Here is a 12,618-nt window from a genome sequence, read left to right on the forward strand (position 1 = left end):
ATGAGTAATCTGTGGGTCTGGTTTAAAAGTCTAGGATTTGCACTATGTAGTGCAATAGCCTTCTGTGGAAACTCCGCTATTGCCCAAATTACCCAGGATGGTACTCTACCTACTAATTCTCAGGTTACACCACAAGGGAATATCACAATTATTCAAGGTGGAACCAGAGCAGGAAACAATTTGTTCCACAGTTTTGAGCAATTTTCTGTACCTACAGGGATTACGGCTCACTTTCAAAACCCTACAGATATTCAAAACATTATTAGCCGGGTAACAGGTAAGTCTATTTCTAATATTGATGGCATCCTGAAAGCAGACAGTACAGCTAATCTATTTCTAATTAATCCCAATGGGATTATTTTTGGTAACAATGCTTCTTTACAAATTGGCGGTTCATTTGTGGCGAGTACTGCAAGTAGTTTGAACTTTGCTGATGGTACAAGGTTTAGTGCCACAGATCCCCAAACTACACCCCTGCTAACAGTAAGTGTACCCACTGGGTTACAATTCGGAGCAACTGCGGCTCCCATTCGTAATCAGTCCCAAGCAAATCCAAATGGGGCGCGTAACCCTGTTGGTCTACAAGTGCAGCCAGATCAAACCTTGGCACTTGTAGGCGGCGACATAACTCTGGAAGGCGGAAATTTAACCGCAATATCTGGACGAATTGAGCTAGGAAGTGTCGCTGCTAATAGTTTGGTTAGTCTGAACCCAACAAACCAAGGTTGGGTTTTGGGATATAAAGATGTCCAAAATTTCCAGAATATTCAACTAATCCGGCGAAGTGTTAACGGTTCTGATATTCCATCTCAGGTAGATGCTAGTAACAGAGATGGCAGTGGAGGCAACATCCAGGTGCAGGGTAACACCATTGAACTAAAAGGTTATCTTGTTCGCTTAAGAACCCAGGTTACAGGTGCAAAAGATGGCGGAGACCTAACGATTAATGCCAAGAAATTAATTGTTCGGGATGGCGCAGCAGTATCTACTATTACTAGGGGACAGGGTAATGGGGGAAAGTTGACCGTGAACGCCTCCGAGTCCGTGGAGGTAATTGGTAGCTTTACCGACCCCAATACTAAGTCAATTACGTCTAGTGGATTATTTAGTTCAACTGTTGTTGCCGGAAAAGCAGGTGACATAACGATCAATACCGGAAGGTTGCGTATCCAAGATGGCGGACAGGTGGCAACAGACTCTATTGCATCGAGTCAGAACTCACAACTTATACCAGGTACAGGAGCAGGAGGTGATTTGATTGTGAACGCCTCCGAATCTGTTGAACTAATTGGAACCTCAACAAGCAATCTAAATGTTATTAGCGGCTTGTTTGCTTCGACTAACACTTCTGGAAATGCCGGAAAAGTGACAATTACCACAGGAAAATTGATTATCCAGGATAGGGCTGAAGTCACTGTAAGCAGTCAATTAGCCCAGGGTTACATATACCCAAAAGATACAATACTAGGTCAAGCTGGCGATCTAAATGTAACAGCCCGCTCCATACTTCTGGACACCAAAGGAAAACTCACATCTAATAGTGAGTCAGGTAAGGGCGGGAATATTGGGCTACAGGTACGGAACTTATTACTGATGCGCCGCAATAGTCAAATCTCTACTAATGCAGCAGCTAATGGAGATGGCGGTAAAATCACCATTTATGCACCAGATGGCTTCCTTGTCGCCACTCCCTTTGGAAATAACGATATCACCGCCAACGCTAACTTCGGCTCTGGTGGTAAAATCACAATCACTGCTAAGAACATCTTTGGTTTTGTGCCCCGCACTCGTGCAAACCTAGAGAGGCTGTTGAACCCTAAAGAGCCACTAGACCCAAGTAGGCTACGAACAAGTGACATCACCGCATTTTCTCAGCAAAACCCTTCATTGAGTGGCACTGTACAAATCAACTCACCAGATGCTGACCCCAGTAAGGGATTAGTGGAATTACCCGTAAATCTGGTTGATGGTTCGCAGCAAATTGCTTCTGGTTGTGATTCTGGTGAAAGAATAGCCAGAAGTTCATTTATTGCTACTGGGCGTGGAGGATTAGTAGCCGATCCCACGCAGCCATTGATAGCTGAGGATGCAGTGCTGGCAGATTGGATCACACTCTCTCCAGAGAGTCAGAAACGTGCTAGCGGTATTCAGACAAAAGCGGTTGTTCAGGCGCAGCGAAACACAGAAGAAAAATCACAGAAAGCTAATTCTGTCAATGAACCTACTCAAATTGTAGAAGCCCAAGGGTGGGTTACAGATGCCAATGGTAATGTGGTTCTGGTTGCTCAAGTACCCACTGCATCGCCCGATAATTCCTCGCTCACTGCTACATCTTGCGCTGCTAATTAGAAGATGAACAGTCAACTAGAGCCAAGGCGAATGGAATTCGCGGCTACACAAACAAAGTCCGCCTCCGCGGAATCTAAGGAAAAACGTGGGTTCGATGAACCTCTCCCTCCCAGCCTCCCTCTCCGAAACGGAAAGGGAGGAGCAAGGAAAAATTCAGCTTTTTGCTCCCCTCTCCGTGTCGGAGAGGGGTTGGGGGAGAGGTCAAATAAGACTTGTCGAACTCACGTTAAGGAAAAATTGAGGGTTTGAAACCCACGGAGGAGAGGAGAGCAGAGCGAGAATAACTCCTAACTCTTGTACAGACGCGATTAATCGCGTCTCTCCTAACTCGTCTCCTGAATTTGCAAACGAACAGTGTGTTCAGTCGCACCACTAAGTTGCAATTCCATGATTTCACCACCCAGAGGTTCCAAGCAAGTGAGGAGCGATCGCAAGTTGGGTGTACTTGCACCAGTATCTACATATAATCTATCTGCCAAATTGCCGATTCGTTTCCAAGTCATGTACAATTTGGCGATCGTTTGTTCAATCTGCGATGCTTGATTTACCAAATCAGCAGCAATGCTCAAACAGCCTACTCTTTGCGCTTCTTCTAAGGCTGTTTCAATATCAACATTTTCCTGCGTTAGCGCCTGAACTTGAGCCGCCCCTTTGAGATATTTCGCCAAGTTACGCGCTTCGGTAGTTACCTGTTTCAGCGTATCCACATCAGGATTAGCAGCAATTTCTTTCTGGATAAACTTTTGATGCGATTCTGGCAGTTTTTCCATTTCCTTCACCAGTGGGGCGATGTAGCGCGGGGGAAGGGTGTTATCTGCTGCTTTTTCCTTGACTGCTTCGGGTAATAAATCTGAGGACATGGCTGTCCATTCATCGCTGAGTTGTCGCACTTCCCGCCTGGTGATGCGATCGCCTTTTTGGGCGGCTTCGCTCACCATCTGTTGCACTTCTGGCGATGCTTTGGAGGTTTCCACAAATGCCCGTTTACTGAAATTGTTCACAGAACCGGGGTCAAGTTTACCGTCTTCGATCAGACTATCAGCACTATTCGCCAGTTGAATCCAGGAGTATGCTTGACTTTTGCTGATTTCTCGCTCTTTTAGCCATCGCAGAAAACCAGTACCGCGTCCGTCGCCACCAACTTTCTCTCTGTCGCGGATAGCCCGTAAAATTCGCCCCCGCCAGATTTCAGTTTGCAAATCAAAGCGATCGCATACCTGCCAAGCTATTTCGAGCTGCTGTTGAAAATCTGACTCTAAAATCTGTTCATCTTCTGGATCGGGCAGTTCAAAGCTGATATCTGCTGGCTGTAGTAACGCAGCAGCAAGGTCGTTGATGGAGTCGGTATCTTGCACGATTGATGACTAACTAGTGGATGCGATCGGCTTATTATGCCATAATCTGCGGACTCTCACTTAAGGGGGAGTACGGTATTTTGAATTACAACAAATATAGTAGGAAGGGGTAACCCACCTCAGTGAGGTCTTTCCTTGATCAGAGAGAATAAAAATAAAACGATGAACCAGGTAGACTACCTCCGCATTAGTTTAATCGATCGCTGTAACTTTCGTTGTCAATACTGTATGCCAGAGGGAGTAGAACTGGACTATATTCTCAAGCAACAGCTGTTGACTGATGAGGAGTTGCTCACCTTAATTCAAGAAGTATTTATTCCAGTAGGCTTTAATCGGTTTCGTTTGACTGGGGGTGAACCCTTATTGCGTCCGCGTGTAGTGGATTTGGTAAGTGCGATCGCATCTTTTCCCCAAACTGAAGACCTTTCAATGACCACCAACGGTTTTTTGCTGGCTCCGATGGCGAAAAACCTCTACAATGCTGGTCTGCGACGAATTAATATTAGTCTGGACTCTCTTGACCCTGACATTTTTGACCAAATTATCGGTAATCAGGGCCGTTCTCGTTGGCAACAAGTTTGGCAGGGAATTCAAGCTGCCCATCAAGTTGGATTCGACCCACTGAAGCTGAATGTGGTGGTGATTCCAGGCGTTAATGACCACGAAATTCTAGATTTAGCCGCCTTAACAATTGAAAAACAGTGGCACGTTCGATTTATTGAATTTATGCCCATTGGCAATGTGCATTTATTTGGCGATCGCGGTTGGGTATCTTCAGCCGATTTACGGCAACAAATCCGCGATCGCTGGGGCTTGACAGAATCACAAGTTCGTGGTTTTGGCCCTGCTGATGTCTTTAAAATTCCCGGTGCGAAGGGGACACTGGGATTTATTAGTCAAATGTCAGAATGTTTTTGCGATCGCTGTAATCGGATGCGCCTGAGTGCCGATGGCTGGCTGCGTCCCTGTTTATTAAATGAAACTGGTCAAATAGATTTAAAAACTGCTCTGCGTTCTGGCACTAGCACCGCTCAATTACAAGAGCAGGTGAGGCATTTACTCGGAATCAAGCCAGAAATTAACTTTAAAGGGCGCGATTCTGGCATTTTAGGTACATATACCCGCACCATGTCGCAAATTGGCGGATAGTAATTGGTCATTTGTCCCTTGCAAATAACTAAGGACAAATGACTAAGGACAAATGACGATTACGCTTGTCGTGAGTAGTACTCAACCACAAGTAGTTCATTAACTTGTAATGCCACCCATTCCCGTTCAATAACGCTGTTGACTTTACCAACCAACTTATTTTTGTCAAACTCCAAATGACTGGGGAGGTTTGCCAAACCGGGATATTGCAAGTTAGCTTCCACCAACTTCCGTGATTGTGCCCGATCCCTGACTGCAATTGTTTCACCAGGACGGCATTGGTAGCTGGCAATATTCACCACACGACCGTTAACAGTTACGTGACCGTGATTCACCAGTTGGCGAGCCGCTGGGATAGTCGGGGCTATACCCAAACGGAAAACGGTATTATCCAAACGCATTTCTAGCAATTGCAGCAACACTTGTCCGGTAGAACCAGTAACACGTCTGGCTTTCCGCACATAACGTAGCAATTGCTTTTCAGTCAAACCGTAATTGAAGCGGAGTTTTTGCTTTTCCTCTAGACGGATAGCATACTCAGAGCGCTTTTTACGGTTCTGACCATGCTGACCAGGTGGGTAAGCGCGTCTAGCGCTTTTACGAGTCAATCCTGGTAAATCGCCTAAGCGGCGTACAATTCTGAGGCGGGGCCCTCTATATCGGGACATGAGTTTCCTTAATCTAATCCTGTTTAAACTTTACCGAAACATTCAATTTTGACACTCCCCTGATTAAACATCAGGGGATTCTTGGTTTTTTGAAGCTGCTTACCGAGGTAAGACGTATCTCACCAAGGTAGACGCATCGATTTTTGCGCCAGTTGCTTTTAATCGGTAAACCCGACAAACTAGCCTCCAAGCCTGAATTCCGACCTGTCACGCCGTACTCCTGCCCATAACTTTTTTGTGTTTATTTAGTTTCGTAGGCTACTCAATCATTAGATTGGTTTACGTAGTATTCTTAACTTTGAAATACTTTTTACGTTGCCTACTTATCTTTCAAACAGTTATATTAACACAATTTCCGCCATAATTAATTATGTCTATACCTTGCTCCCGCTGAAATTCTTTAATTGCAGAGGATTTTTAAAAGATTTAAGTTAGCATAACTTTGGGTGTTTGGAGAATGGCAATGTCAATGAGCAAAAAAGTGGTTAACAGAGGGAAGAACAAACAAGCTAGTTCGACCTTCAGGAATTTAACAATACCAGTTTTGGCTATAGCTGGATGGTTGACAACGATCTTACCCAATACAGCGATCGCAGCTTCCTACAGCAATGATTATAGTGTCTGTGCTGGTCGCCTTTTGAGCGTGGGTATAACGGCAGAAGCAGCATCAGAAGGTTGTGCAGCAGCACTGCGTCCCAGGGATTTGGCTGCTTGCGTGGTTAAAATTGATAAGGAAACCGAAATTGCTGCCACAGATGCGCTTTCTTCTTGTGGGAAGGCCCGGCGTCCTGAAGAGTTAGCTACCTGTGTAGTTGGCGTCAGCTTAAATACTAAGGAAGAAGCTAATCCGGCAGTTTTAGAGTACTGTGGACGTAGTTTGTTACCCGTGCGCTTTGGCCAGTGTGTGGTTGGCTTGCGTAGTCAAATCGACTTTCCCGCTACTCAAGCGCTAGATACCTGTATCAGTGCTGATGATAGTGTTATCGGTGCTTCATCTTCATCTACACCGCCTACCGTAATTCCTGCGGGATCAAATCCAAGTATCGAGAATACCCCATTTCCGACGCAACCGCTTGTTCCAGCGCAACCCGGCACTAATTAAATTGACAGTGCTTTGTGTAATTGATTGAAAATACAGGTTGAATATAGAGTTGGCTATTTGCCAACCCAATTCAGGCACTACCAAAACATAAATCATCTGATCTACTACTATTTCTCAGATACAAGGTTGGGTTGAGCAACAGCGAAACCCAACCTTATATATTACAAAGCTTCCAACTGACTGGGTAATTTACCTTTGCTGACTATATAGCAAAGATTAGGTAATTACGGGATCACCGCACTCGGTCGCAGCCAGTAGTTCAACTCTGGTGCTGTAAATGCTTGGCGGATTTCTTTTCGTTCCTGATTCAAAACCATCGGACGCTGTACACCAGCAAGAAACTGCACATCATAAAGTTCTTGAGTGCCTGTGGTGAACTTCAGCATTCCAACCTGCTGTCCATTTCGCAAATCTACGACTGCCACACCACAAAGCAACTGCTCAAACCGTTGAGTAATGGGCAACCCTCCAAAAATATGCCGTTCCCGAATCTGGCATAGTCCCACTAGGGCGTAATACCCGACGCAGCACAATCCCCGCAGAAATCCAGGGAGTACACAGACTACCTGTTTGTCTCCTGATTCTGGATGAATGCGCCATACTTCCCCAGCACCAGAGTTGAGTAACCATAAAAACCCGTCATGCCAAATTGGGGAATGGGGCATTGATAATCCATCTAAAATAATTTCATTACTCTCTACTTCCACCACCACGCCACCATTGGCTTTACCCGGCCGCCATCCCCCGACGGTATCTGTCGTACCTAGGGCAGTCACATACTTGGGTTTGCCATCTAACATCGCTAACCCATTCAGGTGACAGCGGTCTTCTGGCACTACTTCGGAAATAAATTTGGGATGCCAGCGGGGTACAAAGCTGAAGTCTGGACTCAAGGCAGAAAGACAGGAAAAACGGGTGTTGACAATCCACAGCCCTTCTCTGCCAAATTCCAGGTCGTGAATATTGAGGTCGCCTGTAAAATATGTCATCCGTGGCAGATAAAGGGCATCGTACCGTCCGGGCTGGTCTTCTAAAAACTCATAAGCTAAGGCGGGGGCATTGGCTAATAAACAGACTTCGTGATGGCTAGCCAGTGCTAAACGTGAACCATTCACTGCCAATCCCATTGGTTTGGAAAATTGGCGTAACAGCATGGTAATCTGTTGCCCATTCCAGCCTACTAGTGCTAGTTTCCCGGCTTGGTAGGTGGTGATGGCAACTGAACCTCCGGCTTGACTCAGCCAGGAGATAAATCCCTGATCGGCATCACACTGAATTAAGTTATTCTCTTCTGGGGCAGTAGTAGTAGAGGTGGTTAACATAAATCAAATTTTGTTGGGGCAATAATGTTATGGTTTAGACCTAGCCAAGTATAAAAACGGTTAAACAAAACTAAATCTATTAAGAAGTAAAATTGGTTACCAATAAAAAACCTGTAGCAGCAACAACACCGAAAGGAATCGCCCGCTGATAACAGGTCACGCCGCATCAAGCTGCAATGTATCGAACCTTGCAGACATTTTGAGCTTAGTTGTTTTTATAATGTTTTACTGGTAAGTATTGTTTGGGTGACTAATGTATGATAGTGACTTTTTATTTAAAACAAATCAGTATATATATTGAAGATAAGTTTAGTCAAAACTTGAATTATTTGCAATAAACAATACAATAGGGGCGCACACCTGTGCGCCCCTATTGGTGATTCTGATTCAAATAAATGAAAAATTCTATAATACTCCTCTCCAACACGGAGAGGAGTTGGAGAGAGTTTGGTCGAAGTCACGTTAATTGATCGCCTTTGGTAATTTGGAATTTTGCACAGTCGTACTAATCTTCTCTTTCGCCAAAAGCTGTCTGTAAAACCACTGCAATCCCTCCATCTTGGTGATATTTATCTGCCCAGGCACGAATAACTTCATCCAATTCTTCCATAGCTTGCTCCATTTTTTCTGGAAGAATATCAAGTTCTTCCAACAAGCGCATGGCATTTCGTCGCCGTTCTGCCCAATTTTTCATCATGCGGAAATACCGAGCGGTATCTTCTACCATGATGTAAGTACGTTCTTGGTCGTCTGCTGGAGCATAAAAAGGACGGGTAAGAGCGTAGAAGGGCATTCCCCAAGGAGAATCAATGCGGGTTACTGTTCCTGAATAGAGCAGACGGCGCTTGATATGCTCACCCAAAGCTTCACTCAAAGGCATTTGGTGTTCGGGTGGCAAGTCTTCTTGCGATCGCCTGTGCAAAAACTCAATCAAATCCAGAAACTCAAAAGAGCTAACTAACTGGGCATCTGGTAGATTACTGGGCAGTTTTTGCTCAATTTGTCTTTTTTCTTCACTTGTCAGACTGCTACCAGGAACGCGCGATCGCCCCGGTTGCCAAGGATATTTTTCTAGCCAGACATAAGGCAATTGAATCAAATAGCGAGGTTCTTGAGAACCCAACATTTTTAACAGTTTGCCTTCTGTTAGCGCCTGTCTGACTTCTTCTACAATAATTTTTACCCGTTTCGGCTCCAAGTGGTGCAAATGCCCTGTCATTCGCAGGTTTTGTCCCTGCTCTAGATAGGTCATGTAAATTGCACACTTTGCTGCTGTTGCGGCTGCGTCTAAAAATGCCCCATGCCTGTGCCCACTCGTCCGCATGGCACTAAAAGCCAGATAAAGCATGATCTGATCCATCGCACTGGGGTCAAGACGTTTGATCAGATCTATGTCGTTACTCATATTACAGACAATTGAATAGCACGTTTACAGAATTTTTAATCGAGTGAAAATAGGTAGTATACACCTGGCTGAAGGCGATGTCTTTACTTCAGACTATATTAGTATGCGATAACTATGAGATCAGTAGTAGTCCAAACTACCATTTTCGCATATTTTATGGTACAAAAGCAGATTCGGTGGTTGTGACTATAACTGTCTCTGCATCTGACCAGAAAATTACATACATCACCAAGTTCAGCTTGACGGCGGTTAGATCCCAAAAGTCAAATGTGTTGCAAATAATCTACAAAGCTTTTCAGTTCTCTGAGGTTTTTCCCATCTTTCAAGAGCAACAACGTCAAGCTGCTTACGCCTAATTATGGCATTATGCCGACTCGGAGTAAAAACTAGTTTGCGCGGTTCATCTGGGATATCTGTTACTCGAAAAAGATGATTTTTTCAGCTTTGGCGAATTATTTTGTAGTACACAAGGTGACTAAAAATAATTGGGAGTGGTCTAATAAAGAAATCGCTTACCAGGTGTAGTTAGCCACATTTAGAGGTTGAGCTATACGGCTCGTTGTGAACTATTATCGCGTTCACAACCTCCAGTGATGTCTTGGCAGTATCAGCCGTTGGCTTAAGGAAAGATAGTAGACATTAAGTAGAGCAAATAATTCCAATTTCAAAATGCCTGTTGTGTTTTCAAATATTGTTCCTTATCATATCATTGTTTTTTGCTTTTGGAATAAAATTATGTATTTTAAAGTTTATAAATCATGCGTATTTAAATATTTTATATTCTGCTTAAATCAAGGTTTGATGATATTTTTATTTTGACTAATAAATCAAGTCTGTTTTCTCCTTTTGTGTTGATGATTGGACACAGAAAGCCGCGATTTAGTTTGAATTAATCGCGTAGCCATAAGGCTTTGTTGAGCTTGCTAATAACCAAGAAATTAGTGACTAGCCATACATATAATAAAACATATTGGATTCCATCTGATGATTATTTAGAGATTTCTTTTCAATGAATTTATATTTTTTTCATGAAAGAATTTTAAATTTCCATGATTTAACTAATTCATTGGCTAGTTTCAAGTATGTTTTTACCTCGCTGTTTTATGTATTTGAGAGACTTAAATTACGTAGATACTTTGTTGCTATAAAAGGAGGATACTCTGTAGCAGGCTATGATCTAAGCTTCGTTATCTGGGCATCTGGGCGATACCTGCGGCGGGCTACGCCTACGCAGACTAAATTGACATTTTCCAGATTGCCAGAAATCAAGATACCATCTCATCAAACACAAGAGCATGGAAATGAGGATTTTTGAATTTGGCGTTACTCGCAGAGGTTTTCGTAGAATAAAGGTATTAGCTGTTTCACTGGCGATCGCTCCATATATTCATGTCGCTAAAATAGTCTCCCACGCTTAAAAAACTGATTACTCTAAACACTTCTGCTACTTTCTTTATCTCCTAGTTCCAAAACGTACTGCAATGGTCTTAAATCTTTGCCAGTCTCCTCTCTGAGCAAGTACTCGTACTCAATTGCTGGAGTCAGTACTACTCATGCTGCTTATATATACGTGTTTTCCCTATCTGTATCAGGCTAAATCCCTAAAAATATATTACAAGTCAAGTTATTCTGATTACTGGTCGCTCGTCTCTGAAGTGTTATATCCACCCATACAACAGTCCTAAATCATTCGTAAAAACTTAAATCCCCGACTTCTCAAAGAAGTCGGGGATCTTGTTTGTCACAGATGATTTAGAGAAGTTAGGAGTGGGCGTATTAGCGTCAGAATTTATGCTGAGAGTGATGGGAGGTAAAGTCGCTCCCATCACATCTAAACTGATTGAACTCGCCATTTAATTCGTGGGATTAGAGGGTTTAACCTGATTTCGCATTGTTTCAAAGCTGAAAGCAGCCGCACCAAAGGTTACTAACAACACTCCCAGAATTTGCACAATCTCCAAATTCTCTTGAATGATTAACCCAGCGAAAATCACCGTTAAAACTGGGATAGTACCACCAATGAGCGCCGCTCGCGAGCCACCTAGTTTACTAATACCAACATTGTTGAGCAAATAGCCGCCAAGAGTCAGCACACCCAAAATAAACGCGCTTAAAACCAGTTCTAGCATCTTAGAACTGTCAACTACCAAGTTCCAAAAAGGTAGCATCAAGCAGATAAAGCTCAACAACAACATGGTAGCGAAGTTAATTAAAGTAAAAGTCACGGGATGCAGTTTGCTAGCACAAACCCTTGTCAGAATTATGTAAGCCGCAAAAGCCACGCCTGAAAGCAGGGCGGTGCTACTTCCCGTTGAAGTATTACCCATAGCTATGGCGGGAGAGCCTCCCAAAACCAGTAATTCACCGCAGCAAATCGCGGCGATCGCACCGATGCGGAATATTGTAGGGCGATCGCGAAACAGAAACCACGACAATAGACCACTAACCATTGGATAGATAAAGAACAGTGCGATCGCCATTCCAGTTGTGACTTGAGCGATCGCAATGTAAATTAGCACCTGAGACAAAAACAAAAAGCAGCCACTCACAATCGATAACACCAAAATCTGCTTTGTAGCTGCATTAGTAGGTGTAGGATTGCCTCGGACTGAAGCGGCCAAGTTTTCCAAGTCTTGCCACAGTCTTGGATGCAATATAGGAGACAACAGTACCATCAGTGGTACTACTACCATAAACCGTAGCGTCAAAATTAACAGAGTATTGCCCAAAGTCGGTGGTAGCAACTGTTCTACTTCTAATACTCCAAAAATCTGGGAACCTTGGTGGAAAATTATCTTGATGGCTACGTTGTAAAGCGACGATACTACTGCCGATAAAACAATCAACAAGAAACCAATTTGAATCGGCGATAAACCGGAGGAATTACGCGATCGCGATTGCGGGGGTTTTGCTTCCGGCTGTGGTTCTAGCGCAGTGGTTGATGGGGATTGAGCTTTGTTCTGTGATACATCCTTGCGGAGGACAGAAATTGGTTCAGTAGTATTTAGCCTTAGAGAAGGGCGCTTCATTCTCGGCTGTGACACAGGTGCAGTCGGAGGATCTGATGTCGTTTCGTTTTCCGGTAAGTCCTGATTCAGGACAGAAGTTGGTTCTGTGACATTATCCTTTGGTGATGGAACGACAGCAGTAGGAGATTCTGATGTCGTTTCCCTTTGCGACAAATCTTTGGCGGGGACAGAAATTGGGTTCGCGGCGTTTTCTCTAACAACAGTCGCCTCTGATGTTGTTTCCCTTTGCGACAAATCTT

11 protein-coding genes are annotated in these 12,618 nt (G+C 43.9%); 4 read left to right on the forward strand and 7 right to left on the reverse strand.

What is annotated here, in order from left to right:
• Window positions 1-2,349: a filamentous hemagglutinin N-terminal domain-containing protein gene (locus tag ABF638_RS12455; protein WP_435023017.1), complete on the forward strand. Its 2,349-nt coding sequence runs from the start codon at window positions 1-3 to the stop codon at window positions 2,347-2,349.
• 323 nt (window positions 2,350-2,672) lie between these two features.
• Here ABF638_RS12455 and ABF638_RS12460 read toward each other — a convergent pair whose 3' ends face one another.
• On the reverse strand, window positions 2,673-3,704 hold the full coding sequence (locus ABF638_RS12460; protein ID WP_069071261.1) for a hypothetical protein: 1,032 nt from the start codon (window positions 3,702-3,704) through the stop codon (window positions 2,673-2,675).
• 162 nt (window positions 3,705-3,866) lie between these two features.
• Between ABF638_RS12460 and moaA the strand changes: the two genes are divergently transcribed.
• Window positions 3,867-4,853: a GTP 3',8-cyclase MoaA gene (gene moaA, locus ABF638_RS12465; RefSeq protein ID WP_435023018.1), complete on the forward strand. Its 987-nt coding sequence runs from the start codon at window positions 3,867-3,869 to the stop codon at window positions 4,851-4,853.
• A 59-nt stretch (window positions 4,854-4,912) separates the two neighbouring features.
• Here the strand turns inward: moaA and rpsD are convergent, their stop codons facing one another.
• Window positions 4,913-5,521 (reverse strand): 30S ribosomal protein S4, encoded by a 609-nt coding sequence (gene rpsD / locus ABF638_RS12470; RefSeq protein ID WP_069071263.1) that lies wholly within the window; start codon window positions 5,519-5,521, stop codon window positions 4,913-4,915.
• A 463-nt stretch (window positions 5,522-5,984) separates the two neighbouring features.
• On the opposite strand from rpsD, the gene ABF638_RS12475 reads away from it, so the two are divergent.
• Complete coding sequence (locus tag ABF638_RS12475; RefSeq protein ID WP_435023019.1) at window positions 5,985-6,623, forward strand: hypothetical protein; 639 nt, start codon at window positions 5,985-5,987, stop codon at window positions 6,621-6,623.
• 224 nt (window positions 6,624-6,847) lie between these two features.
• On the opposite strand, the gene ABF638_RS12480 is transcribed toward ABF638_RS12475, so the two are convergent.
• From ABF638_RS12480 to hetR, 3 genes are all read right to left on the reverse strand, one after another.
• Window positions 6,848-7,945 (reverse strand): TIGR03032 family protein, encoded by a 1,098-nt coding sequence (locus tag ABF638_RS12480; protein WP_435023020.1) that lies wholly within the window; start codon window positions 7,943-7,945, stop codon window positions 6,848-6,850.
• Between the two features lie 156 nt (window positions 7,946-8,101).
• Entirely contained in the window at window positions 8,102-8,167 is a 66-nt protein-coding gene (locus ABF638_RS12485) for a hypothetical protein (protein ID WP_435023024.1), read from the reverse strand.
• Between the two features lie 283 nt (window positions 8,168-8,450).
• Complete coding sequence (gene hetR / locus ABF638_RS12490; RefSeq protein ID WP_069071266.1) at window positions 8,451-9,350, reverse strand: heterocyst differentiation master regulator HetR; 900 nt, start codon at window positions 9,348-9,350, stop codon at window positions 8,451-8,453.
• 77 nt (window positions 9,351-9,427) lie between these two features.
• On the opposite strand from hetR, the gene ABF638_RS12495 reads away from it, so the two are divergent.
• Window positions 9,428-9,706, forward strand: a complete 279-nt coding sequence (locus tag ABF638_RS12495; protein ID WP_435023021.1) for a hypothetical protein — start codon at window positions 9,428-9,430, stop codon at window positions 9,704-9,706.
• A 1,344-nt stretch (window positions 9,707-11,050) separates the two neighbouring features.
• Here the strand turns inward: ABF638_RS12495 and ABF638_RS12500 are convergent.
• Both ABF638_RS12500 and ABF638_RS12505 read right to left on the reverse strand, forming a co-directional pair.
• Window positions 11,051-11,203 carry a hypothetical protein gene (locus ABF638_RS12500; protein ID WP_435023022.1) on the reverse strand — a complete coding sequence of 51 codons (153 nt, stop codon included), beginning with the start codon at window positions 11,201-11,203 and terminating at the stop codon, window positions 11,051-11,053.
• On the reverse strand, window positions 11,204-12,618 hold a 1,415-nt coding region (locus ABF638_RS12505; RefSeq protein ID WP_435023023.1), incomplete at its 5' end, for an EamA family transporter.

The organism is Nostoc sp. CALU 1950 (assembly GCF_051172895.1).
Taxonomy (GTDB): domain Bacteria; phylum Cyanobacteriota; class Cyanobacteriia; order Cyanobacteriales; family Nostocaceae; genus Nostoc; species Nostoc edaphicum_A.

Excerpts from the sequence above, each read along its gene's own strand:
- ABF638_RS12455 (WP_435023017.1), top strand. The coding sequence starts at position 1 with ATGAGTAATCTGTGGGTCTGGTTTAAAAGTCTAGGATTTGCACTATGT.
- moaA (WP_435023018.1), top strand. The coding sequence starts at position 3,867 with ATGAACCAGGTAGACTACCTCCGCATTAGTTTAATCGATCGCTGTAAC.
- rpsD (WP_069071263.1), bottom strand. The coding sequence starts at position 5,521 with ATGTCCCGATATAGAGGGCCCCGCCTCAGAATTGTACGCCGCTTAGGC.
- ABF638_RS12475 (WP_435023019.1), top strand. The coding sequence starts at position 5,985 with ATGTCAATGAGCAAAAAAGTGGTTAACAGAGGGAAGAACAAACAAGCT.
- ABF638_RS12480 (WP_435023020.1), bottom strand. The coding sequence starts at position 7,945 with ATGTTAACCACCTCTACTACTACTGCCCCAGAAGAGAATAACTTAATT.
- hetR (WP_069071266.1), bottom strand. The coding sequence starts at position 9,350 with ATGAGTAACGACATAGATCTGATCAAACGTCTTGACCCCAGTGCGATG.
- ABF638_RS12495 (WP_435023021.1), top strand. The coding sequence starts at position 9,428 with ATGTCTTTACTTCAGACTATATTAGTATGCGATAACTATGAGATCAGT.
- ABF638_RS12500 (WP_435023022.1), bottom strand. The coding sequence starts at position 11,203 with ATGGCGAGTTCAATCAGTTTAGATGTGATGGGAGCGACTTTACCTCCC.